Below are 25,170 nucleotides of genomic sequence, written 5' to 3' on the forward strand. Positions count from 1 at the left end.
TGTAAATAAGTATATTTTTAATATATAATGAAAATGTATAAATAAAAATTATTACGAGGTTTGAATCATGAAAATTGAGGATTATGAATTACTTTTAAAATTAAATGAAATAGGTACTATCCGAGGCACAGCCAAGTCAATTCTTATTTCTCAACCTGCTGTTACACAAAGATTAAAATATATTGAGGAATATTTTGGTGAAACCATTTTCATACGCACACCTAAAAGTCTTGTGTTAACTCCTAGTGGTGAAATGATTTTAGAACATGCAAAGCAAGTTATGGAAAGAGAACAAGCATTAAAAAATATGCTTTCAAAATCGAGTAAAGAAGTCCATGGTACATTATCCATTGCTTGTTCTTCTTTAATTAGTCAGCGATTTCTGCCGAAAATATTAGGTGAGTACACAGCACTGTTTCCAAATGTGACGATTAATTTAGTGACCGGAATTAGTGAGGACATTCGAAAGAACCATAAAGACTATCATGTTTGTATTATTCGTGGGGAAAAGTTAAAAGAGTCAACAAGTATCCGTTTATTTGATGATCCGTTATACATATTTGATACAGAGCCTTTTCCAAAGGATTCTTTAAAAGAGCGTCCTCTAATCTCTTTTAAAAGTGATGATAGTATGCATGAATTGGTTGATAATTGGTTATATCATCATCAGCATCAAATCAAGCCTGTACGCAGTATGACGGTGGACCAAATAGAAACATGTAAGCAGTTTATGAAACAAGGAATAGGGATGGCAGTTTTACCAAAAAGTGTGTCAGATTCCATGATGGAAGAATTCCCACACATTGCGCTAGAACTAGACGGAAAACCAGTTACCCGCTATACATGGGTTTCCTATCAAGAAGGAATACGAGAACTACCTCAAGTTGACCAATTTATTAAAATGTTATCAAATGAAGCGTTTTTGTAAAAATAGCATTAAAAAGGAAAATATGACAAATTTCTTTATCATATTTTCCTTTTATATAGATTTGGTGCTTCAAAGCAATAAGGTAAATCACTTTAAACATATTATTAATTTTTCAACTTATCTACTACTGATTTCTCAGGTGTAACATAGAGGGTTCTTTGATTATCATAAATGACAAAACCAGGTTTGGAACCGTTAGGCTTTTTCACATGTCTAACCTTTGTATAATCTACAGGAACTGATGAAGAACCTTGTGATTTACTAAAATATGCAGCAAGCTGTGCAGCCTCCAATATAGTTTGTTCACTTGGTTCCTTAGACTTTATTACGACATGGGAGCCAGGAATATCTTTCGTGTGTAACCAAATTTCATCCCGATGAGAAAGTTTCATCGTTAAGTACTCGTTTTGTTTATTATTCTTACCAACTAAAATAGTAGTTCCATCCGAGGAAATATATTCTTCTGGCTTAGGTACTACTTGCTTATTTTTACGTCTTCCAATTCTTTGCTTTTTTAAATAACCTTCTTCTCGTAGTTCTTCACGTATCTCTTCAATATCCTCAACACCAGCTACATCAATTTGCTGTAATAATTGATCAAAATAGGCTAGTTCTTCCTTCGTCTTAATTATCTCCTCTTCCACTTTTACTTTGGAAGTTTTTAATTTTTGATATGTTTTAAAGAAGCTTTGCGCATTCTCACTAGGTGTTTTATTTGGATTTAGCTCGATATTAATCTCACTTTGTTCTGGATCATAATAATCGACTACTTTAACGGAAGAATCTCCTTGTTTAACCATATGCATATTAGCCGTAAGCAACTCACCAAGTTTCTGATACGTTTCGGCACTTTCTGCCTTCTTTAAAGTACGTGCATGTTTCTTTAACTTACGTTCGTTTTTATCACGTTCATTTTGTATGAATCGGTATAAGTCCTTTGCTTGTTGTTTGACCCGATCTCGCTCTGCTTTACCAGAATAAAAGGAATCTAGCATTTGATTTGTTGTAGGAAAAGCTTCCGTTTCTCCTTGAAATGAGCTAATTCTAAGGACATGAAAATCTTCTTTCTTGTCACGATAAATTGCTGGTGTGTACTGATGATGTTTAATTTCTTCTTGGAGTTCTGTAAACTTCTCCATATATAGCTCATTTGTGCCTAGCTTTGCTCTTTTGACTAATTCCTTTGCTATAAAAGGGGAGAAGCCAACCAATAATTGCACCAATTGTGAATCAAGCTTACCAGCATTAAAATCTAATTTTCTAATCACAGTTTCACCATCCACCTCTAATGGATTTAATTTATCCTGATTAGGTGGTGATACGTAATTAGAACCAGGTAGTACTGTACGATGTCTGTTTTGTGCAATCGTCACATGTTTCAAACTATCTATAATATGACCTTTTTCATTGTCAACTAACATAAGATTACTATGCTTACCCATTAACTCTATTATCAGTTTTTTGTATGATATATCCCCAATTTCATTTCTAGTTTTTATCGTAAATGTAATGATTCTTTCCATTCCATTTTGTTCAATCGTTTCTAAAATTGCTCCTGATAAATGTTTTCTAAGGACCATACAAAACATTGGTGCGTCTTGTGGATTATGGAAGGAATCCTCGGTGATGTGGACTCTAGAATATGTTGGATGAATAGATAATAATAAAACTTGATTTTTACCTTGACTTCGAACTGTCATGATAACTTCTGTATCAGTAGGTTGGTATATTTTTGTTATTTTTCCGGGTACAAGTAAATCGGACAATTCTTTTGTCACAGCTCTTGTTACTATTCCGTCAAATGGCATTTGACTCACCTCACTATCCAAATTATAGCATTAAATGGGACAAGTCTGCATAGATATCACTATAAGAATAAGGATAGTAATTGCTAATGAGGATAAGCATGGAGGAATGCGACGTGAAAAAGTGGTATCAATTAGATGTGGAACAAGTAGAGCAAAAACTTCAAGTAACCACAAATAGAGGACTTAGCTCAAAACAAGTGGAGCAAAGACAAAAGCAACACGGTTATAATGTGTTAGCATCAGCAAAAAAACAATCAAGATGGATTATTTTCTTTAAACAATTTCAGGATTTTATGGTACTCGTTTTACTAGCAGCCACATTGATAGCCGGAATGTTGGGTGAATATGTCGACGCGATTGCCATTATGGTAATTGTGTTAGTAAACGGAGTTATTGGTTATTTTCAAGAACAGAAAGCAGAAAAATCGCTAGAAAAGTTAAAAGAATTATCTGCACCAATGGCTAATGTGTTTCGTAATCAAAAATGGGAAAAGATTCCTTCAAAAGAACTGGTAGTAGGTGACATCGTAAAAGTTAGTAGTGGTGATCGTGTTCCTGCAGATATTCGAATTGTAAAGTCAAATAGTATGGAAACAGAAGAATCTGCCCTAACAGGTGAATCATTACCTGTAATGAAACACGCAACTGCCATTACTAGGAATGATTTAGATGCAGGAGATCAAGTAAATATGGGCTTCATGGGAACTTTAGTTACCCGTGGTTCAGGTGTTGGGATTGTTGTTGGAACTGGGATGAATACCGTAATGGGTCAAATAGCATCATTAATGACGAATACGAAAAAAATACCGACTCCATTAGAGAGAAAGCTTGCTGAATTAGGGAAAATATTAATTGTTGTTGCAATCCTACTTACTATTTTAGTAGTTATACTCGGAGTCATGCAGGGCCACCCTGTTTATAATATGTTCCTTGCAGGGGTTTCACTTGCTGTAGCTGCTATACCAGAAGGGTTACCTGCAATTGTTACCGTCGCCCTTTCATTAGGTGTGCAACGAATGATTAAAAAGAAGGCAATTGTACGAAAATTATCTGCGGTAGAAACATTAGGATGTGCCTCTGTAATCTGCTCGGATAAAACAGGAACAATGACAGAGAATCAAATGACGGTTAAGGAGATTTATTTAAATGGAGAAAACATTTCTGTAACTGGTGATGGATATGATACAGAAGGAACCTTCTTGCAAGGAAAGAAAAAACTTAAGCAAGATTATCCGAATCTTGAAACGATGCTATTATATGGACAAGTTTGTAATAATGCCGAACTTCAAGTGAAAAAAGGGAAGTACATTATAGATGGCGATCCGACCGATGGGGCATTGATTGTTGCTGCTAGAAAGATTGGATTAAATCATTTAAGTGGAGATAAATTTAAAATTATTAAAGAAATCCCATTTGACTCTGACCGGAAGAGAATGAGTGTTGTCGTAGAGGATGAAAATGGTCAGCGATTTTTAATCACAAAAGGAGCACCAGATGTTCTACTACCACGCTGTAACTATTTACTAGATAAAGAAAATAGAAAGATTTTAAAACAACAGGATAGAGACAGAATTGAGCATGCTATTGATAGCATGGCAGAAAAAGCATTACGTACGATTGCGATTAGTATGAGGCCGTTATCAACAGATATATCATTAGATTCTACTTTTCTTGAGAAAGATTTAACCTTTATTGGTTTATTTGGGATGATAGATCCACCTCGAAAAGAAGTAAGAGCAGCAATTTCAGAATGTCGTGAAGCTGGTATTAAAACAGTTATGATTACTGGAGATCATGTAAAAACAGCTCGTGCTATTGCAAAAGATTTAAATCTCTTACCAGACAATGGACTAGTTATAGAAGGCAGTCAGTTAAATCAGATGTCTACAGAAGACTTAGAGGATATAATTGAAGATGTTTATGTATTTGCTCGAGTAACACCTGAGCATAAATTAAAAATTGTCAATGCGTTTCAATCAAAAGGTCACATTGTTGCCATGACAGGTGATGGAGTAAACGATGCTCCAGCAATTAAAGCAAGTGATATTGGGATAAGTATGGGGAATAGTGGTACAGATGTAACGAAGGAAGCTTCATCTTTAGTGTTAATGGATGATAACTTTGCTACGATAAAAGCCGCAATTCAAGAAGGAAGAAATATCTATGAAAACATACGTAAATTCATTCGTTATTTATTAGCATCCAATGTTGGGGAGATTTTAGTCATGCTCTTTGCAATGCTATTAGGGATGCCACTTCCATTAGTCCCAGTTCAAATACTTTGGGTAAACTTAGTAACAGATGGCCTACCAGCGATGGCACTGGGACTTGATAAGGCCGAAGATGATGTTATGAAAAGATCACCAAGAAGTCCAAATGAAGGGGTTTTTGCACGTGGGCTAGGGTATAAAATTATTACAAGGGGTATTTTAATCGGAATAGTAACGTTAATAGCGTTTATTGTTACTTATCAAAATAATCCTGATAACCTTGTTTATGCACAAACAGTTGCTTTTACAACGCTAGTAATGGCCCAATTAATCCATGTATTTGATTGTCGTAGTGAAAAGTCAGTTTTTGACAGGAATCCATTTGAAAATATGTATTTAGTATTAGCGGTAATATCTTCCGTTTTATTACTACTTGTTGTACTCTATTGGGCACCACTTCAACCAATCTTTCATACCGTATCATTAGGATTACGTGACTGGTTATTAATCCTAGGTATGAGTGCATTACCTACTGTGTTATTTGGATTTACAAAGAAATAGATAACCAGAAGAGGCTGGGACAAAATTGTTTCAAGCTAAGAAAAATGAACCGTTATAATTAGAGCTAACCCACTCCGTGAAAAACGGATCTAGTTTAACACTTGTTCTTTTTCAGCTTAAACTTTTTAAAATGTCCCAGTCTCGTTCTCTTTAATTGGGATAATGATTGAACTAGAAAAATTATGCTATAATAAATGGTAGTCTAAAGAAGTAGGTGATATCGTTGGTTCAAAGTATGACTGGATATGGTACTAGTACTTTTACATTAAGGGATACAACCATTACGGTAGAAATTAGATCGGTAAATCATCGTTTTTTAGATATCGTTCCCAAATATCCTAGAACGTTTTTATTCTTAGAAGATAGAATTAAAAAAATAATTAAATCACACTTCAGCCGTGGAAGAGTGGAAATACATATAGACATGAATGGAGAAGGTTTTGTTAATAAGTCCATCGTGACAGACTGGGAACTAGTTGATCAATTCATTCATCAATTAAAATTGGCAAAGGAACGGTATTCTTTAAATGGTGAATTTCCTGTAACTGTACTTACTGAATTACCGGACTTAATTACGGTCTATGAAAATGAAGAAAAGCCTAATGAACTGAACGAACAATTATTATTCAATGTGGAAAAAACATGTCGACAAGTTCTTAAAATGCGTGTGGAAGAAGGCAAATATTTAATAGAAGATGTTCTAAAACGTGTATCAGTTATTCGAGATATGGTACTATTATTAGAAAGTAGAAGAGAAGCTGTAGTTGAAGAGTATCGTCAAAGAATCATAAAAAGGGTATCAGAATTTGTTGATACTCAAATAACTTCAGAAGATGGAAGGCTATATCAAGAAATAGCCTTATTAGCAGAAAAAGGCGATATTACCGAAGAAATTACCCGCCTACATAGTCATTTAGATCAAATGGAAGAGCTGTGTATGAATGATAACCCAATTGGAAGAAAGCTTGATTTTGTTATTCAGGAAATGAATCGGGAAGCGAATACAATTGGTTCTAAGTCGAATGATTCTAAAATTGGTAAATGGACAGTAGGCTTAAAAAGTGAAATCGAGAAAATAAAAGAACAAGTCCAAAACATTGAATAAAAGGTTTCTACCACTTTTATTTTCTCAAAAAAGCTTATATAATAAGTTAGAATAATTAAGGGGGAAGTTAAGTTGGGTTTGCAGTTAATTAATATAGGATTTGGAAATGTTGTTTCAGCTAATAGAGTAATATCAATTGTTTCACCTGAATCAGCCCCAATTAAACGAATTGTTTCAGTTGCTCGAGATAATAATAAATTAGTAGATGCTACATATGGAAGAAGAACTAGGGCGGTAATTATTACAGATAGTGATCATGTTGTCTTATCTGCAGTACAGCCAGAAACAGTTGGACAACGCGTACTTAGTCACGAAGAAATAGCTGATGAATAAATGGAAATATTTTAGGAGGAACAAACTTGATTGAAGAGAAAGGTATTTTATTTATTCTTTCAGGACCATCTGGTGTAGGGAAAGGTACTGTTAGAAAAGAAGTGTTTAAAAGAAAAACTGAATTACGTTATTCCATTTCGATGACAACTAGGGAGAAACGCCCTGGTGAAGTGGATGGAGTAGATTATTTTTATAAAACAAATGAAGAGTTTGAAAAACTAATAGAACAAGGTAAACTGTTAGAATACGCTAAATTTGTTAATAATTATTATGGAACACCAAAGGACTATGTTCTTGAAACTTTGGAAAAAGGACATGATGTTTTTTTAGAAATCGAAGTTCAAGGAGCAATGCAAGTAAAGAAAAATTTCCCCGAAGGTGTTTTTATCTTTTTATTCCCTCCTAGCTTAGAGGAATTAAAAAATCGAATTATAAACCGTGGTACTGAAAACGAGGAAGTTATTCTAAATCGTTTAAAGGAAGCTCGCAATGAAATTGAAATGATGGATGCTTATGACTATGTTGTTGTAAATGACGATGTAGAAAAAGCAGTGGATAAAATTCAATCCATTATTCAAAGCGAACATTGTAAAAGAGAGCGCATTGCAGCACAATATAAAAAATTATTGGAGGATGAACTTACATGATGTTAGAGCCATCAATTGATGAATTACAAGAAAAAGTAAGATCAAAATATTCCCTTGTTACGTTATCAGCTAAAAGAGCTAGACAATTACGTGAATTAAAAAATCTTCGTATCGAAAGCCCAAAATCGCATAAATTTGTCGGAATGGCACTTGAAGAAATCGCGGCAGAAGAACTAAAATTAGAAGAAGAACAATAAAAAACGTAAAATCCCTTGCATCTATAATGTAAGGGATTATTTTTTAGCAATAACGATAAAATAAATATTTTCCTGCTTACACAAGAAAAACAAAATTCATGAAGTATAGTTCCTCGTAAAACCACAAGTAGAATTTTCAAGTAGTAATTCAAATTACATTTCAAGTATTTGATTCGCTAAAAGACGAGTGGATGCCTAGTTTTTCTAATGTCCAAATTATGGTATAACTAGACTAGAAGATTTTTATGACTGGAAAGGTGTTTACAGAATATGATAAATAAAAATATTGTACTTGGCGTATCTGGTGGAATTGCAGCCTACAAGGCATGTGCTTTAACAAGTAAATTAACACAACAAGGTGCTAATGTAAAAGTAATTATGACCAATTCAGCAACTAAATTTGTATCACCACTTACTTTTCAAGCACTTTCACGTAATCCTGTATTTACGGATATTTTCGACGAGAAAGATCCTGAAAAAATAGCACATATTGAATTAGCAGATTGGGCTGATGTTTTTATATTAGCTCCTGCTACTGCTAATATAATCGGAAAAATTGCAAACGGCATTGCTGACGATATGCTATCTACTACTATCCTTGCGACAAAGGCAGATGTCTATGTTGCCCCTGCGATGAATGTGAATATGTATGGGCATCCTCAAGTTATGAAGAACATGCAGACATTAACTGACATTGGTTATCACTTTATTGAACCTGGTGCTGGTTATCTTGCTTGTGGATGGATAGGTAAAGGTAGGTTAGAAGAACCCGATACGATTATTGAAGTAATTAATTCACATCAACAAGATCGAGGGTTACTATCAGGTAAGAAGGTGTTAATCTCTGCAGGTCCTACAAGGGAAAAAGTGGATCCTGTACGTTTCTTTTCTAATCGTTCAACGGGCAAAATGGGTTATAAATTAGCAGAAGCTGCTTATGAAATGGGTGCGGAAGTAACATTAGTATCTGGTCCAGTTAACGAGACAATAACTAGTGCAATTAATGTAATTAATGTTACTACTGCTGAAGAAATGTATCAAGCTATGGTGGATAATTTTTCAAAACAGAATATTGTGATTAAGGCAGCAGCAGTTGCTGATTATCGTCCAAAAGTAACTCATGAGGAAAAGTTGAAAAAACAAGATGGAAACCTTCACATAGAATTAGAGCGTACGAAAGATATTTTAAAAGCCCTCGGTGAAAGAAAAACGGAACAATTTCTTGTAGGTTTCGCAGCAGAAACTAAAGATCATAAACAATATGGCATGGATAAGTTGAAACGAAAAAATCTAGATGCCATCGTTATTAATAATGTAGCACAAGAGGGGGCAGGATTTGGTAGTGAGACAAATATTGTTACCTATCTAAATAAAAATTTTGAAGAAACGGAGATACCGAAAGCACCTAAAAAAGAAGTTGCAAGGAAGATATTGAAGCTTATTTTACAAGATATGAAGGATGAGGAAGCGTGAGCATAGCTAAGGTAATTGTTGATGTCCAAGCTAAAACAATTAATCAAACATTTGATTACTTAATTCCTGAACGATTTCAAGATATTTTATCAGAAGGGATGCGAGTTGTCGTTCCATTTGGTCCTAGAAAAATTACAGGATTTGTAGTTGGAATAAAAGACTCATCTGATTTTGATAAGGTAAAACCCATTATCGAGGTATTGGACATTCAACCTGTTTTAACGAAGGAGTTATTAAAATTAGGGAAATGGGTAGCTGAGGACACATTAACATTATATATAAATGCTTATCAGGCTATGTTACCGCAAGTGTTAAAATCACAGTATAAAAAAGAAATAGTCCGAAACACATTAGAACCACTTTCTCCAGAATTAGAGGATTTATTTGCTGGTAGAGATGTTATAGGTTTTGAAGAATTCGAACAATCTATTATCCCTTATTCAAAATTACAAAAGGCGTTACAAAATAGTATTATTTCTATTAACTATTTAGTTAAATCAAAGATTACGAAGAAATTTGTGACGATATTAGAGCCGAATAAAGAGAGTTATTTATTAGAAGAAGCATTGATGGATTTATCGCCAAATGCTAAAAAGCAAAGGCAAGTTCTTTCATTTTTTATTCGAAATCCTGATCCTATAGAACAAACTAAATTATTTACAATATTAAATTCCAATCGAACTGTAGTAAAAGCTTTACTAGAAAAAAAGTTACTTAAAGAGTATAAAAAAGAAGAATACCGTAATCCTTATGATGAGAATGCATTCGAAAAGACACTTCCATTAACTTTAACAGCGCAACAAGAAGAAGCATTAAATCCTATAAAAGAAAAAATTAACCAGAGTAAACATGATGTATTTCTCGTTCATGGCGTCACTGGTAGTGGGAAAACAGAGATTTATTTGCAAGCAATTCAAGAAGTGTTAGAACAAGGAAAAGAAGCCATTGTATTAGTACCCGAAATTGCACTAACCCCCCAAATGGTTAAACGGTTTAAAGGGCGTTTTGGAGATAAAGTTGCGGTAATGCATAGTGCATTATCAAGTGGTGAGAAATATGACGAATGGCGAAAAATACAAATGAAAAAAGTACAAGTTGTCGTTGGTGCTAGATCTGCTATTTTTGCCCCTTTTGAAAATTTAGGAATAATTATTATTGACGAGGAGCATGAGACGACATATAAACAAGAGGACCAGCCAAGATATCATGCTAGAGATGTAGCGATTAAACGTGGGCAGTATCATAACTGCCCAGTAGTGCTTGGAAGCGCAACACCTACACTGGAGTCTTTTGCTAGAGCAAAAAAGGGAGTATATAAGTTAGCTACTTTAGACAAACGTACAAATGAAAAAGAAATGCCTGAGGTCGAAATTGTCGATATGCGCGAGGAATTACACAATGGTAATCGATCAATGTTCTCTACTAGGTTAAAGGAAAGTATGGAAAGTGCAATAGCACGAGGTGAACAAATCGTACTTTTACTAAACCGAAGAGGTTACTCTACCTTTGTTATGTGTCGTGAATGTGGTCATGTAAAACAATGTCCACATTGTGATATAGCACTTACTTATCATAAACGTTCTAATCAATTAAAATGTCACTATTGTTCCTACGAAGAGCATATGCCAAGACAGTGCCCTGAATGTTCTAGTGATTCAATACGGTATTTTGGAACTGGAACCCAACGAGTAGAGGAATCATTAAACGAACTTATGCCGCATGCAAGAGTTATTCGAATGGATGTAGATACAACTAGAAAAAAGGGGTCTCATGAAAAGCTATTAACAAGCTTTGCTAAGAGGGAAGCGGATATTTTATTAGGAACACAGATGATAGCAAAAGGTTTAGATTTTGCAAACGTTACGTTAGTTGGAGTATTAACCGCAGACTCGATGCTACATTTACCTGATTTTCGTTCAAGTGAGAAAACGTTTCAGCTACTTACTCAGGTAAGTGGTAGAGCTGGTAGACATGAATTACCAGGGCATGTTATCGTCCAATCTTACACACCAGATCATTATAGTATACAACTTGCAAGTCATTATGACTATAATCAATTCTTTCTACGAGAGATGCAAATAAGGAAGACATTTCGATATCCGCCGTATGTATATTTGTCATTAGTAACTGTATCACATCCTAATCATGTTAAGGTCGTTCAAATAACCCAACGAATTGTTCAATTACTATTAAAAGTTGTAGGTGAAGACACAGTTGTCCTTGGACCAACTCCGTCACCAATTGCAAGGATGAAAGATAGATATCGTTACCAATGCATGATAAAATACAAAAATGAACCAAACTTAAGAAAATACTTAAAGAAAATAATTGATCAATTTGCTGAAGAAGTTCGAAAAGAAGACTTATTAATAACAATCGATATGCAACCATATCACCTTATGTAGAAAGAAGGTTAATGAATGAAACGAATTGTATTTATGGGGACACCTGATTTTTCAGTACCGATATTAAGAGAGCTAATACACTCAGAATATGAAGTTTTATTAGTTGTGACGCAGCCAGATAGACCAAAAGGTAGAAAAAAGATTATTACACCACCTCCGGTTAAAGTGGAAGCAGAAATTCATGGAATTCCAGTGTTTCAACCGGAAAAGATTAAATACGAATACCAAGAAATATTAGATTTAAAGCCAGATTTAATTGTTACGGCTGCATATGGTCAGATTTTACCGAAAGAACTTTTAGAAGGTCCAAAATTTGGGTGTATCAATGTTCATGCATCTCTACTTCCTGAATTACGTGGAGGAGCACCAATTCATTATGCAATAATCCAAGGGAAAAAGGAAACTGGTATTACCATTATGTATATGGCTGAAAAATTGGATGCAGGTGATATTTTAACACAAAGAAGTATTCCAATTGAAAAAACGGATCATGTAGGATCACTTCATGATAAGCTATCTGGAGTTGGTGCGAGTCTTTTAATGGAAACTTTACCGAAACTTTTCGCTGGTGACATAAAGCCAATTAAACAAGACGAGTCTAAAGCAACATTCGCTTCCAACATTAGACGGGAACAGGAAAAGATTGATTGGAATAAATCAAATACTGAGATATTTAATCAAATACGTGGTCTCCATCCTTGGCCGGTCGCTTTTACCATGTATGAAAATAAAACAATGAAAATATGGTGGGGTGAACCGGTTGACCAAGAGTTTATAGGAGAGCCGGGCGAAATCATTTCTAAAGAAAATGATGAGGCTTTTATCGTGGTATGTGGAAATAATAAGGGAATAAAAATTACAGAAATACAGCCAGCAGGAAAGAAAAGAATGACTGTAAAAGACTATTTACAAGGGTCAAGTAACAGAATCCAAGTAGGTTATAAAATGGGTGAATAATATGAGTAAATATCTTCTTAGAAATACAGCAATAGAGCTATTACTTCGAATAGAACAAGATAGTGGTTATAGTCATCTTTTGATCAATCATGAGATTAAATCAAAAAATATCTCTCCGAAAGATGAAGGACTACTGACTGAACTAGTATACGGTACGTTACAATATAAGATGACATTAGACTATTATATTGCTGCCTTTATCGATAAAAATAAAAAACTGTCTCCTTGGGTTAGAATGCTTTTAAGAATGTCTATTTATCAAATGATTTATCTCGATAAAGTTCCAGATCATGCGATTATTCATGAAGCTGTTGAAATTGCTAAACAAAGGGGACATAAAGGTGTTGCCTCATTAATTAATGCGGTACTTCGTAATATTCAGCGAAACGGAGTCCCTAGTACTAATGATATAGAGGATCCTGTTAAGCGGTTAAGTATCGAAACGAGTCATCCAGAATGGTTGGTTAAGCGTTGGGTCAATTGTTATGGATATGAGACGACAAAAGAAATGTGTGTGGCAAACTTACATCATAAACCAATATCCATTCGCATTCAGCCTATGAAAATATCTAGGATAGAAGCAATGGAGCAATTAGAATCAGACGGATTTACAGTATCACCTTCTACTTTTTCAGAACAAGGTATTATCATTGAAAAGGGAAATATTTTGAAATCGTCTTTGTTTACTAAAGGGATGATTACCATTCAAGATCAAAGCTCCATGTTAGTAGGAGAAATGATTAATGCACAGCCGGGACAAACCATACTAGATGCATGTAGTGCTCCAGGAGGAAAAGCGACTCATATTGCTGAAAAGATGCGTAATGAGGGGAACGTTTTTGCCCATGACTTACACAAAAAGAAAATTAAGTTAATTGATGAGAAGGCTAAGGAACTAACACTTACCAATATAAAAGCAGAACAAATGGATGCAAGAAAGTTAAGAGAGCGTTATGAAGAAGATACCTTTGACCGAATTTTAGTAGATGCTCCATGCTCTGGGTTGGGAGTAATGAGAGGTAAACCAGATATAAAATACAATAAAAGTGAAGAAGATATTGAAAGACTTTCAGAAATTCAAAAGGAGATTCTTTCAACCATTGCACCATTATTAAAGCCTAATGGATTGTTAGTGTATAGTACATGTACCGTAGACCCTAGTGAAAATGAGAAAGTTGTACAAGATTTTTTAAGTCGTAATCAAAACTATGAAATTGATCAGGAATTTTTTAATGAATTACCATCAGAATTAAAAAATGCACAAGGTGTAACAAAATATGGGCTACAATTATTTCCACAGAACTATCAAACGGATGGCTTTTTCTTAACTAGATTAATGCGAAAATCATAATGTTTGAAAATATAATAAAAAATACCTAATATGGATATTCTTATTTGGTGAATTGTGTAATACTTATATACAAAAATAAGTGGTGCTAAGATAAGGGGTGGTAGAATGGAAGGACATTTTTTGACAGACCGTGGTCAAGTCAGGAGCCATAATGAAGACTCTGGTGGGATATATTCCAATAATCGTGGACAATACCTAGCTATCATTGCGGATGGCATGGGTGGTCATCAAGCCGGAGATGTCGCTAGTGAAATGGCAACTACACTTTTAGAAGAAAAATGGCGGAAGAATGAAGGATTAGAATCCCCAGAAGAAGTGGAACAATGGTTGAAACAGGCTCTAGAGGAAACGAATACTTCAATCTATCAGCATTCACTTGAAAGAAAAGAGTGCCAAGGTATGGGAACAACCGTAGTAGCTGCAGTATGTACGGAAGATTTTATTACGGTTGCTCATATTGGCGATAGTCGTTGTTATTTATACAATGAATATAGTTTTAAGCAAATTACAGAAGACCACTCTTTAGTCAATGCATTAGTACAATCAGGACAAATTTCTAAAGACGATGCCATGTACCATCCAAGAAAAAATGTTGTTCTAAAGGCACTTGGTACAGGTGATTTTGTTGAGCCCGATATCCAGACTATTAATTGGGAGAACGGAGATATACTATTATTATGTTCTGACGGTTTAACAGATAAAGTACAAGATGATGAGCTTGCTGGATTCATAAAATCTACTAATGAAATAGAGGAAGTTGGAAAAAAGCTTATCGATTTAGCAAATGAACGTGGTGGGGAGGATAATGTTTCACTTATTATTATTCAGCTTGAAACATCCGTGGGAGAAGGTGAACCGTCGTGTTAAATGGTCATCTGCTAAGTGAGCGATATCGAATAAAAGAAAAAATCGGTGGAGGCGGGATGGCCGATGTTTATCTAGCTCAGGACATTATATTAAATAGAAAAGTTGCAATCAAAGTACTTAGGTTAGAATATGCCAATGATGAAGAGTTTATTGCCAGATTTGATCGTGAAGCACAGTCTGCTACTAGTCTATCCCACCCCAATATAGTTACCATCTATGATGTTGGGGAAGAGGACCAAATACTATATATGGTAATGGAGTATGTAGATGGAATGACTCTGAAGGAATTTATTCAGCGTTATGGTCCAATAGATGTACAGGAAGCAATCGAAATAATGAAGCAAATTACTGCGGCCATTTCCCATGCACATGATAATGGGATTGTTCATCGTGACATAAAACCTCAAAATATATTAATTGATACATACAGTCATATAAAAGTTACCGATTTTGGAATTGCTGTTGCGTTAAGTGCCACATCACTTACACAAACGAACTCAATCTTAGGTTCTGTTCATTATTTATCACCTGAACAGGCAAGAGGTGGCATGGCAACGAAAAAGTCAGATATCTACTCATTAGGAATAGTATTTTTTGAGATGCTTACTGGTAGATTACCGTTTTCTGGTCAGTCACCAGTTTCAATTGCTCTGAAGCATTTGCAAAGCGATACACCATCTGTAAGAAGGTTTAGTCCCGATGTGCCACAAAGTGTGGAAAATATCGTATTAAGAGCGACCGCAAAAGACCCGTTCCATCGATTTAATACAGTTTATGATATGGAAGACAGTCTAGAGGTTGCACTTTCTCCTGACAAATTGGACGAGCCTAGATATACACCACCGACAGAAGTAGGTGAAGAAACAAAGGCGATTCCAATAATTACGGAGAACTACTTAGAAAACGCTCATCAAGATACGATTGTTCATCAAGCAAATGCGGAAACGAAGAAAGTAGTAGAGAACGGAAAAAAAAGTACATCTACAAACTTCAAAAATAAGAAAAAGCGAAATAAGAAACTATTAATCACTTCTATTATCGTATTTATAATATTGGTAGCAACTTTGATAACGTTTTTTGTAGTACAAGGATTAACGAAGCCAAAGGATGTTACGATACCAGATGTAATTGAATACGATTACCGTGATGCTAAAGAGGAATTAGAGGATCTGAATTTGATTGTGGAACGAGAGGATGTTTTTGATGAAGAAATTGAAGAAGATAAAGTAGTCAGAACCGATCCTAGACCTGGTCAAACGGTAAAAGAAGGAAAAACTGTAACAATTTTTGTAAGTCAAGGGAAGCCTAGAAAAACGTTTGGCGATTATGAAGGTGAACAAATTCGAAATGCTGAGCGATTACTTAAAGAACTGGGATATAATGATATCGATGTTAATGAAGTTTTTTCCGACGAACCTGAAGGGGTAATAATTAAACAATTACAGCCAAATGTCGGTGATGAGGTTGTTCCTAGTGATACGAAAGTAATATTTGAAGTTAGTAAAGGTAAAGAACCTATAGAAGTGGATAACTTGATTGGTCTAACACGAGATGAGGCTGAGCAATATTTAACTGCAAAAGGTTTAAAAATAGTCATACATGAAGAGAACTCAGATACTGTGCCAGAAGGTCATGTTATAAGGCAAGATCCGAAAGCTAAAACAGAGCTTCACGAAGGTGATAATGTTAACGTTTATATTTCCTTAGGTCCGGAAGTATTGCCACCTAAAACATATCCAGTAACACTTTCCATAGATTATACTGGAGATAACCAAGGAGATGGCGACAACGGTAATAATGAACCAGTACCACAACAGATTACGGTATATGTTCAAGATATGAACAATCCGGATATTACCGTTGTAAAAGATGATTTTACTATAACCGAAGACAGACAGTATACACTAGAATTAGTAATAGAACATAAAAGTCAAGCAAGGTATAGAATAATGCGTGATGGCGAGGAAATTTATGATGAAACAATTCGTTATGAAGAAGGTGAATAAATGCCAGAAGGCAGAATCATAAAGGCTCTAAGTGGATTCTACTATGTACAAACAGAAGATGATGTGTATCAATGTAAAGGTAGAGGCGTATTCCGCAAAAAAAATATATCACCCCTTGTTGGTGATTTTGTATCCTTTGATGTCCGAGAAGAAAAAGAAGGTTATGTTACAGAGATAAAGCAAAGGACGAATGAATTAGTTCGTCCTCCTATTGCTAATATTACACAAGCAATTATTGTTAGTTCTGCAGTAATGCCAGATTTTAGTACAACATTACTTGATCGATTTTTAGTGTTAATAGAAGCAAAAGGAATCCAGCCAACCATTTTTATTACGAAAACTGACTTACTTTCAGAGAAACAGTTAAAAGAGATTCAAAAATATCAAGCAGATTATGAGGCAATCGGTTATAAAACAGAAATGTTCTCGATTAAACAACCAATGGATATTGAACGTATTAAAGATTATTTGAAAGGTGAAGTGACTGTAATTGCAGGACAATCCGGTGTAGGGAAATCATCATTAATTAATGCTTTAAGCCCTGAGACAGAATTAAAAACAGCTGATATATCTAAAAGTCTTGGACGTGGGAAACATACGACAAGACATGTTGAATTAATAGAAATTAATGGTGGATTAGTAGCTGATACCCCAGGGTTTAGCGCGTTAGATTTTGATCAAATTGAAGCAGAAGAATTAACCGATTGCTTTCCTGAGATGCATGAAATAAAGGACACTTGTAAGTTTAGAGGATGTTTACATTCGAAGGAACCTAAATGTGCAGTTAAAGATGCAGTAGAAAACGGAACTCTTCCAGCTTATCGATATGAGCACTATTTAAGTTTTTTGGAAGAAATACAATCAAGAAAGCCGAGGTATTAACATGGTAAAAATAGCACCCTCCATATTGTCAGCTGATTTTGCGAAATTAGGGGAAGAAATACAAGACGTAGAAAAAGGAAATGCAGATTACATTCATGTCGATGTTATGGATGGTCATTTTGTTCCTAATATTACCATTGGTCCATTAATCGTTGAAGCAATAAAACCAACAACGAAATTACCGTTAGATGTTCATTTAATGATTAACAATCCAGACCATTATATTCCTGCATTTGTAAAAGCAGGAGCATCCATTATTACTGTTCACCAAGAAGCATGTGTTCATTTACATAGAACGATTCAGTTAATTAAGGCAAATAATGTTAAAGCTGGAGTTGTTATAAATCCTGGTACACCTGTTGAAATGATACGCGATGTATTAGGTGATGTGGACTTAGTATTAATCATGACTGTAAACCCAGGATTCGGGGGACAATCATTTATTGAATCTACTTTAGGGAAAATTAAGCAAATAGCAAGTTGGCGTGAAGAATTTGGCTATTCCTTTGAAATCGAAGTTGATGGTGGGGTTAATGTATCGACAGCTAAACGATGTGTTGATGCAGGTGCCGATGTGTTAGTTGCAGGTAGTGCAGTGTTTAATCAAGAAAATAGAGAGCAAGCAATATTAGATATTCGCAATGCTTGCGGAAATTAGAGGCAAAAGCATGACTAAAGTTGCCATTATAGGAAATGGCCCTTCTCATTTGATTCCAGAATTATCTATATATCAAAACGAAATTGATATTTGGATAGGAGCTGATAGAGGGGCTCTTTCTATTATCAAACAAAATATGGAACTAGCCTATGCAGTAGGTGATTTTGACTCTGTAAATGATGCTGAACTCGAACTCATTAGAAAACATGCTATACAGTTTGAACAGCACCAAGTGGAGAAGGATGAAACGGATTTAGAACTTGCACTTAACATAGCTAAATCTATACATCCAAGTAACATTTACTTTTTTGGTGTAACAGGAGGAAGATTAGATCATACTCTAATTAATATTCAGTTGTTAGATCAATTAGTTAAAGAGAAAATGACTGGCGTAATTATCGATCGTTTTAATTATCTTGAGTTACATTATCCTGGCTCCTATTCTATTGTGGAAATGAAGGATTATCCAACCATTTCTTTTATTCCTATTACACAGGAAGTGAGTGGTTTAACACTTCTTGGTTTTTATTATCCTTTAACGAAGGCAACGATCAAAATGGGGTCAACTCTGTCTATTTCGAACAAGCTAAAATTAAATAATGGTACTTTTTCATTTGAGGATGGCATAGTATTAGTTATAAGGAGTCGTGACTAAATAAGGTAGCGATTCATGTAAGTGTTGTTGGAAATGGAGGAGGGCGAACTTATGAAATTTTATACGATTAAGCTCCCTAGAGTACTCGGAGGATTTGTACGCATTGTGATTGGGATTTTTAAGAAAGAAAAGTAAGGTTTATTTGCTTTTGTCAATAATTGGCAGAAGCAGTTTTTTTGGGTATTAAATTATTGCCAAGCCCGCGGTCCCAAAACACTCGGCTTTCCTGTGGGGGCTAGTGAGCCAGGCCGTTATTTAAGAATTTTAACGGTAGCCTTGCACCGAGAGTAGCTTGCTTCGTTGTATTACTAGCAGATGAAAGTGTATACTCGGGTCTCAACTATTCCACTGTTACAGTGGGAGTTATCGTGTTTTGTGGCCGCTAAGTGCATAATTTAATAAAACCTTGCTATGAAGAAAAACAATAGAAAAAGCACCCGTTTAGTTTGGGTGCTTTTAGCTAATAACTAATGTATCAGTAAAATGAATAAGGTATATATTATACGCGTTCCACTTTACCTGATTTAAGTGCGCGTGCAGAAACATAAACACGTTTTGGTTTTCCATCTACCATAATACGAACTTTTTGCACATTAGCTTTCCATTTACGTCTGTTGGAATTCATAGCGTGTGAGCGTTGGTTTCCACTAGTTGTTTTACGTCCAGTAACAACACATTTTCTAGCCATGTTAATCCCTCCTAATCTAGAAAAAAGTCAATTTAATACTTATACAATTTACCATAACTATGAAAAGAATGCAATAAGTATATAAAGAATTTTCACTTGACAGAATGAATGGAATCGTTCATTGTTATAAGAGGCGAAAAGTGTCATCTGTTTTTATATTATTAATTTCGCCTAGATCAATTTCTTACTAAATGTATTACCTAATGTGCAAAAACATAATAATTGTAGTAAAATTATCGGTAAGATTAATTGCCTGAAGGAGGATTAAAATGTCCATTGAAATGAATACGAAAGATGGTCATGTTACTATAACGAATGAAGTAATTGCTACAATCGCTGGTGGTGCAGCTGTTGAATGCTACGGAATTGTTGGTATGGCATCTAAAAGTCAGATTAGAGATGGTATTGCAGAAATTCTTCGTAAGGAAAACTATTCACGAGGAATCGTAGTAAGACAAGAAGACAATTCCTTACATATTGATATGTATATTATTGTTAGTTACGGTACAAAAATCTCTGAAGTAGCTCACAATGTGCAATCTCAAGTAAAATACACATTGAGCAAAACATTAGGACTTGAAATTGATTCCGTAAATATTTACATACAAGGGGTACGTGTAGCAAAAGACTAATTTGCACGCCTGTTTAGAGGGAGGAACTATTGTGGCAGTACAAAAGCTTGACGGTATTATGTTTTCTCAAATGGTGCTTACTGGAGCGCATCATTTAACGAATAATGCCAAAAAAATTGATGCACTAAATGTATTTCCGGTACCAGATGGTGATACTGGAACGAATATGAATTTATCTATGACATCTGGTGCAAATGAAGTTAAGAAGAATAAATCTGAAAATATCTCAGAAGTGGCTCAATCATTTTCAAAAGGTTTGTTAATGGGTGCTAGAGGAAATTCTGGAGTTATTCTTTCACAAATCTTCAGAGGGTTTGCGAGAGGGATGGAAAATAAATCTTCTTTAACTACTAAAGATTTAGCAGTTGCGTTTGATTCAGGTGTGCATACAGCTTATAAGGCTGTTATGAAACCTGTTGAAGGAACAATTTTAACGGTTGCTAAAGACGCGGCAAAGAAAGCAGTCGAAATTGCTGACTATGAAGTTGATGTCATTATCATGATGGAAAAAGTACTACAAGAAGCAAAGGCTTCATTAAAGCGTACTCCAGATTTATTACCAGTTCTAAAAGAAGTAGGTGTAGTAGATTCTGGTGGTCAAGGACTTGTAACCGTATATGAAGGATTTGTTTCTGCGTTAAAAGGTGAAGAACTTCCAGATGAAGTAGTGGAAATGGATGATATGATAAATGCAGAACATCATAAATCAGCACAGGATTTCATGGATACTTCTGAAATTGAATTCGGTTACTGTACTGAATTTATGGTTAAATTTGAAGAGGATAAACTAAAAGATAATCCTTTTGATGAGAATGATTTTCGTAACGAATTAAGTGAGCATGGTGATTCGCTACTAGTAGTTTCTGATGACGAAATTGTAAAAGTACATGTTCATACAGAATATCCTGGGAATGTGTTAACAATTGGTCAACGTCACGGTAGTTTGATCAATATGAAAATTGAAAATATGCGTCAGCAACATACAGAAATTGTTGGTGATAAAATTAAGCCACAAGCACCTAAAGAGAAAGCAGATTTCGGTATCGTAACAGTCGCTATGGGTTCTGGTTTGAAAGCTTTATTTGAAAGCCTTGGAGCTACAGTAGTGATTGAGGGTGGACAAACTATGAACCCAAGTACACAGGATATTACGGAAGCTATCAACCAAGCTAATGCTAAAAATGTTATCGTATTACCAAATAATAAAAATATTGTAATGGCTGCAGAGCAAGCTGCAGAATTAACTGAAGTTAATGCTGCAGTAGTGGCAACAAAAACAATTCCGCAAGGGATAAGTGCATTATTAGCATTCCACCCAGAAGAAGATCTTGAATCAAATAGAGAAAATATGCTTGAAGCAAGCTCACATGTTAAAACTGGGCAAATTACGTATGCTGTTAGAGATACACAAATCGATGGAATTTCGATTGAAAATGGTAACTTTATGGGGATTGCAGAAGGTAAAATCGTAACTACTCATAAAGAACGACTAGAAGCTGTAAAACAATTATTTAACGAATTAATTACAGAAGATGATGAAATACTTACTATTTTATCGGGTGAAGATGTTTCGGAAGAGGAAGTAGCTGAATTAGTAAGTTATATTGAAGAAAACTATGAAGATGTTGAGATAGAAGTTCATAACGGTAATCAACCAATTTATTCTTATATTTTCTCGGTTGAATAATAGTGATTAACTTCGATTAGTAAAAATATAGTAATAAAATAAAGCGTGATTTCGAAATCACGCTTTATTTTATCAAGATAGTATAATGAAAAACAGCTAATGGACCATAATCCATTAGCTGTTCTTTTAGATACCTGCAATTTTTAATACAAAATCACATACGAAAAGTAAAGAAATAATCATAATGGCTGCAGACAATTCCTTTTGCTTACCTAGTGCTAATTTCACAATAGGATAAGCAATAAAACCGAATGCCATACCATCAGCGATACTATACGTAAATGGTATCATAACTACAATTAAAAATGCTGGGATTGCTTCAGAAATATTATCTAATGGAATGTGACGGATATTTTGCACCATTAGAAATCCTACTATTATTAGAATAGGACTAATTGCTACATTAGGAATCATAGTAATCCACGGTATAATAAATATAGTAGATAGAAATAATAAACTCGCTACAATAGCAGCTAATCCTGTTCTTCCTTTAGAGGCAATTACTGCAGCATTCTCGGCAGCAGAAACGGTAGGCGATGTCCCTAAAAATGCGCAAGTAAGGGAAGAAATAGCAGTCGTTTTATATCCTCTATTGTAAGCTTTTTCTCCACGCCCTAACATTGACAATTGCCCATTCACTAACCCCATATTCTCAAAAATAAGGATCATTGCTAGCGGAAATACTGCTAGCCAAAATGAAAGTTCATTCATTGCCGTGAATGCTGGAATAAAAACAAGTTCACTCGATACTTGATCTATTTTAGTGCCAGGTTCAATTATGCCAAAAAAGTAAGCCAATAATGTGCCAATAACCATCGTTACTAAGAAATTAGCAGGTACATTTTTTACGAATAAAAATATCGCAATAAATAACGTAAGAATACTAACGAGAATAACAGGTGAACTAAAATCACCGATTGCTATTATAGTACTCTCACCACTAGTAATTAAGCCACTTTTCTCTAGTCCAATTAAGATTAGAAATAAACCTAATCCAACACTAATTGCGTGCTTTAAGGAATCAGGGATTGCTGCTTTTAATAGAACACCTAATTTAGTGAAAGCTGTCAATAAAAATATGATAGATGCTACTAATACTACTGCAAGCCCTTCTTGAAAAGTTAAGCCATTACCTTGTACAATGGAGTAGGCAAATAAAGCATTTATTCCCATTCCTGGAATAAGAAGTAAAGGCAATTTACCATATAACCCCATTAATAATGTACCAATGAAACTTGCTAAAATAGTTGCCATCATTCCAGCTTCCAGTGTGATTCCTGTCTCACTTAAAATAGAGCCATTAACAACGACAATATAGACCGTAGTTAAATAACCAATTATTCCAGCAATGATATCATTACGGTAAGTTGCGTTTGTTTTCTTGGAAAATATAGGCATGTTAACTCCTAAAGTCTTCGTATCCCTCTCCCACCCGATTATAAAATAATCAATTTTGATGCTTATTTATAATCCACAAATGATTATTATAATAGTTTTTGATATAATTTACAATAGGTGTAAAAATCATGAAGAATTAAAAAGGCGGTGTCAAAATGAAATACAATTCCGTTTTCGATATTATAGGTCCCGTAATGGTCGGACCATCTAGTTCACATACTGCTGGCGCTGCACGAATTGGATTAGCAGCACGCCACCTGTTTGGGAGACAACCAAAATGGGCTAAAATCCATTTATATGGCTCGTTTGCTAAAACATATCAAGGTCATGGAACCGATTTTGCTCTAGCAGGAGGACTACTAGGGTATGAAACAGATGATACGAGAATGAGTAAGGCGTTGAATATAGCAAAAGAAGAAGGACTTGAAATAGAATTTATAGAAGATAGTGCTAAGACCGAACATCCGAACACGGTACGTTTAATAATTGGAGATGCTAAGGAACAATTAGAAATTGTTGGTATTTCTATTGGTGGAGGTAAAGTCGAAATTACCGAATTAAATGGATTTGAATTGAGACTTTCTGGTAACCATCCAGCTATTCTCATTATGCATAATGATAGATTTGGTGCTATTGCATCCGTAACAAAAATTCTAGCAAAGCACGAGATTAATATTGGACATATGGAAGTTAATCGTAAAGATGTGGGAAAAGAAGCGTTGATGGTCATAGAAGTTGACCAAAATATAGAAGATGATATTTTAAAAGAATTAGAAAAAGCTGACCATATTATTCAAATTGCAAAAATTGTTAGCTAGAGGAGAGAATAAATCATGTTCCGAACAGTTGCGGAGTTAGTAGAAATCGCAGAAAGAGAAAATATCCTAATCTCTGAAGTGATGATCCGTCAAGAGATGGATGTAAAAAATAAGACCCGTGAAGAAGTTTATGCAGAAATGGAAAATAACCTGCAAGTAATGGAAAAGGCAATAGAAGATAGCTTGAAAGGAGTTCAATCTGTAACCGGTTTAACTGGTGGTGATGCAGTTAAAGTACAAACCTATATGCGTGAGAAAACACCTTTATCTGGTCACTTAATGCTTGATGCGGTTAGTAAAGCCATGGGTACAAATGAAGTGAACGCAGCAATGGGTGTAATTTGCGCAACGCCAACTGCTGGAAGTGCGGGTGTAGTTCCTGGAACATTGTTCGCTGTTAAGGAGCAATTGAATCCAACTCGTGAACAAATGATCCGTTATTTATTTACAGCAGGTGCATTTGGTCTTGTTGTTGCTAACAATGCTTTTATTTCGGGTGCAGCAGGTGGTTGTCAAGCGGAGGTTGGATCTGCTGGTGCAATGGCTTCAGCTGCAATTGTAGAAATGGCAGGGGGCACACCACAACAATCCTCAGAAGCATTTGCTATTACATTAAAAAACATGTTAGGTCTAGTTTGTGACCCTGTTGCAGGATTAGTAGAAGTGCCATGTGTAAAACGAAATGCTGCAGGTTCATCATTAGCTATTGTTTCTGCAGATTTGGCACTAGCAGGAGTTACAAGTCGTATACCTTGTGATGAAGTTATTGGAGCAATGTATCGAATCGGTAGACAAATGCCTGTTAGTTTGCGTGAAACAGGGGAAGGTGGTTTAGCCGATACACCGACGGGGAGATTTTTAAAGGAGAAGATTTTTGGCGCTTAGGATAAATCGGACCTATTAG

General features: G+C 35.1%; 23 protein-coding genes. 20 read left to right on the forward strand and 3 right to left on the reverse strand.

The window, feature by feature from the left end; translation table 11 throughout:
* Positions 1 to 67 precede the first annotated feature (67 nt).
* On the forward strand, positions 68 to 928 hold the full coding sequence (locus AB1K81_RS04135) for a LysR family transcriptional regulator (RefSeq protein WP_412975383.1): 861 nt from the start codon (positions 68 to 70) through the stop codon (positions 926 to 928).
* A 104-nt stretch (positions 929 to 1,032) separates the two neighbouring features.
* Here the strand turns inward: AB1K81_RS04135 and AB1K81_RS04140 are convergent, their stop codons facing one another.
* Complete coding sequence (locus tag AB1K81_RS04140) at positions 1,033 to 2,736, reverse strand: Rqc2 family fibronectin-binding protein (protein ID WP_412975384.1); 1,704 nt, start codon at positions 2,734 to 2,736, stop codon at positions 1,033 to 1,035.
* 98 nt (positions 2,737 to 2,834) lie between these two features.
* Between AB1K81_RS04140 and AB1K81_RS04145 the strand changes: the two genes are divergently transcribed.
* The 15 genes from AB1K81_RS04145 (at position 2,835) to spoVM (ending at position 19,178) form a co-directional block, all read left to right on the forward strand.
* Positions 2,835 to 5,507: a calcium-translocating P-type ATPase, SERCA-type gene (locus AB1K81_RS04145; RefSeq protein ID WP_412975385.1), complete on the forward strand. Its 2,673-nt coding sequence runs from the start codon at positions 2,835 to 2,837 to the stop codon at positions 5,505 to 5,507.
* 214 nt (positions 5,508 to 5,721) lie between these two features.
* Positions 5,722 to 6,612, forward strand: coding sequence for a YicC/YloC family endoribonuclease (locus AB1K81_RS04150; protein WP_412975386.1), 891 nt, complete (start codon positions 5,722 to 5,724; stop codon positions 6,610 to 6,612).
* 72 nt (positions 6,613 to 6,684) lie between these two features.
* The gene (remA, locus tag AB1K81_RS04155; RefSeq protein ID WP_412975387.1) at positions 6,685 to 6,945 is read left to right on the forward strand and encodes an extracellular matrix/biofilm regulator RemA; all 261 of its coding nucleotides are present in this window, start codon (positions 6,685 to 6,687) and stop codon (positions 6,943 to 6,945) included.
* 26 nt (positions 6,946 to 6,971) lie between these two features.
* Positions 6,972 to 7,592 (forward strand): guanylate kinase, encoded by a 621-nt coding sequence (gene gmk, locus AB1K81_RS04160; RefSeq protein ID WP_412975388.1) that lies wholly within the window; start codon positions 6,972 to 6,974, stop codon positions 7,590 to 7,592.
* The gene (gene rpoZ, locus AB1K81_RS04165) at positions 7,589 to 7,789 is read left to right on the forward strand and encodes a DNA-directed RNA polymerase subunit omega (protein WP_412975389.1); all 201 of its coding nucleotides are present in this window, start codon (positions 7,589 to 7,591) and stop codon (positions 7,787 to 7,789) included. The genes gmk and rpoZ overlap by 4 nt, the downstream gene beginning before the upstream one ends.
* A 270-nt stretch (positions 7,790 to 8,059) precedes the next feature.
* The gene (gene coaBC / locus AB1K81_RS04170; protein WP_412975390.1) at positions 8,060 to 9,262 is read left to right on the forward strand and encodes a bifunctional phosphopantothenoylcysteine decarboxylase/phosphopantothenate--cysteine ligase CoaBC; all 1,203 of its coding nucleotides are present in this window, start codon (positions 8,060 to 8,062) and stop codon (positions 9,260 to 9,262) included.
* Complete coding sequence (gene priA, locus AB1K81_RS04175) at positions 9,259 to 11,667, forward strand: primosomal protein N' (protein ID WP_412975391.1); 2,409 nt, start codon at positions 9,259 to 9,261, stop codon at positions 11,665 to 11,667. The genes coaBC and priA overlap by 4 nt, the downstream gene beginning before the upstream one ends.
* 15 nt (positions 11,668 to 11,682) lie before the next feature.
* Positions 11,683 to 12,624 (forward strand): methionyl-tRNA formyltransferase, encoded by a 942-nt coding sequence (fmt, locus tag AB1K81_RS04180; protein ID WP_412975392.1) that lies wholly within the window; start codon positions 11,683 to 11,685, stop codon positions 12,622 to 12,624.
* Position 12,625: 1 nt separating this feature from the next.
* Complete coding sequence (gene rsmB, locus AB1K81_RS04185) at positions 12,626 to 13,975, forward strand: 16S rRNA (cytosine(967)-C(5))-methyltransferase RsmB (protein WP_412975393.1); 1,350 nt, start codon at positions 12,626 to 12,628, stop codon at positions 13,973 to 13,975.
* A gap of 105 nt (positions 13,976 to 14,080) precedes the next feature.
* Positions 14,081 to 14,842 carry a Stp1/IreP family PP2C-type Ser/Thr phosphatase gene (locus tag AB1K81_RS04190; RefSeq protein ID WP_412975394.1) on the forward strand — a complete coding sequence of 254 codons (762 nt, stop codon included), beginning with the start codon at positions 14,081 to 14,083 and terminating at the stop codon, positions 14,840 to 14,842.
* Complete coding sequence (gene pknB, locus AB1K81_RS04195; RefSeq protein ID WP_412975395.1) at positions 14,836 to 16,848, forward strand: Stk1 family PASTA domain-containing Ser/Thr kinase; 2,013 nt, start codon at positions 14,836 to 14,838, stop codon at positions 16,846 to 16,848. The genes AB1K81_RS04190 and pknB overlap by 7 nt, the downstream gene beginning before the upstream one ends.
* A complete protein-coding gene (gene rsgA, locus AB1K81_RS04200) occupies positions 16,849 to 17,730 on the forward strand; it encodes a ribosome small subunit-dependent GTPase A (protein WP_412975396.1) in 882 nt (293 codons plus the stop codon). It abuts the gene before it with no gap.
* A 1-nt stretch (position 17,731) separates the two neighbouring features.
* Positions 17,732 to 18,388: a ribulose-phosphate 3-epimerase gene (gene rpe / locus AB1K81_RS04205; RefSeq protein WP_412975397.1), complete on the forward strand. Its 657-nt coding sequence runs from the start codon at positions 17,732 to 17,734 to the stop codon at positions 18,386 to 18,388.
* A 10-nt stretch (positions 18,389 to 18,398) separates the two neighbouring features.
* The gene (locus AB1K81_RS04210) at positions 18,399 to 19,043 is read left to right on the forward strand and encodes a thiamine diphosphokinase (protein WP_412975398.1); all 645 of its coding nucleotides are present in this window, start codon (positions 18,399 to 18,401) and stop codon (positions 19,041 to 19,043) included.
* 51 nt (positions 19,044 to 19,094) lie between these two features.
* The gene (gene spoVM, locus AB1K81_RS04215) at positions 19,095 to 19,178 is read left to right on the forward strand and encodes a stage V sporulation protein SpoVM (RefSeq protein WP_412976114.1); all 84 of its coding nucleotides are present in this window, start codon (positions 19,095 to 19,097) and stop codon (positions 19,176 to 19,178) included.
* Between the two features lie 364 nt (positions 19,179 to 19,542).
* Here spoVM and rpmB read toward each other — a convergent pair whose 3' ends face one another.
* Positions 19,543 to 19,731, reverse strand: a complete 189-nt coding sequence (gene rpmB / locus AB1K81_RS04220; RefSeq protein WP_186868631.1) for a 50S ribosomal protein L28 — start codon at positions 19,729 to 19,731, stop codon at positions 19,543 to 19,545.
* 269 nt (positions 19,732 to 20,000) lie between these two features.
* Here rpmB and AB1K81_RS04225 point away from each other — a divergent pair, with 269 nt between their 5' ends.
* Positions 20,001 to 20,363, forward strand: coding sequence for an Asp23/Gls24 family envelope stress response protein (locus tag AB1K81_RS04225; protein ID WP_412975399.1), 363 nt, complete (start codon positions 20,001 to 20,003; stop codon positions 20,361 to 20,363).
* A 31-nt stretch (positions 20,364 to 20,394) separates the two neighbouring features.
* Positions 20,395 to 22,050: a DAK2 domain-containing protein gene (locus AB1K81_RS04230; RefSeq protein ID WP_412975400.1), complete on the forward strand. Its 1,656-nt coding sequence runs from the start codon at positions 20,395 to 20,397 to the stop codon at positions 22,048 to 22,050.
* Positions 22,051 to 22,176: 126 nt separating this feature from the next.
* Here AB1K81_RS04230 and AB1K81_RS04235 read toward each other — a convergent pair whose 3' ends face one another.
* Positions 22,177 to 23,448: an NCS2 family permease gene (locus AB1K81_RS04235; protein ID WP_412975401.1), complete on the reverse strand. Its 1,272-nt coding sequence runs from the start codon at positions 23,446 to 23,448 to the stop codon at positions 22,177 to 22,179.
* A gap of 155 nt (positions 23,449 to 23,603) precedes the next feature.
* Here AB1K81_RS04235 and sdaAB point away from each other — a divergent pair, with 155 nt between their 5' ends.
* Positions 23,604 to 24,266, forward strand: a complete 663-nt coding sequence (gene sdaAB, locus AB1K81_RS04240; protein ID WP_412975402.1) for an L-serine ammonia-lyase, iron-sulfur-dependent subunit beta — start codon at positions 23,604 to 23,606, stop codon at positions 24,264 to 24,266.
* A gap of 15 nt (positions 24,267 to 24,281) precedes the next feature.
* On the forward strand, positions 24,282 to 25,151 hold the full coding sequence (sdaAA, locus tag AB1K81_RS04245) for an L-serine ammonia-lyase, iron-sulfur-dependent, subunit alpha (protein WP_412975403.1): 870 nt from the start codon (positions 24,282 to 24,284) through the stop codon (positions 25,149 to 25,151).
* Positions 25,152 to 25,170 lie beyond the last annotated feature (19 nt).

It is taken from the genome of Ornithinibacillus jepli (assembly GCF_047228935.1).
Lineage (GTDB): Bacteria > Bacillota > Bacilli > Bacillales > Amphibacillaceae > Ornithinibacillus.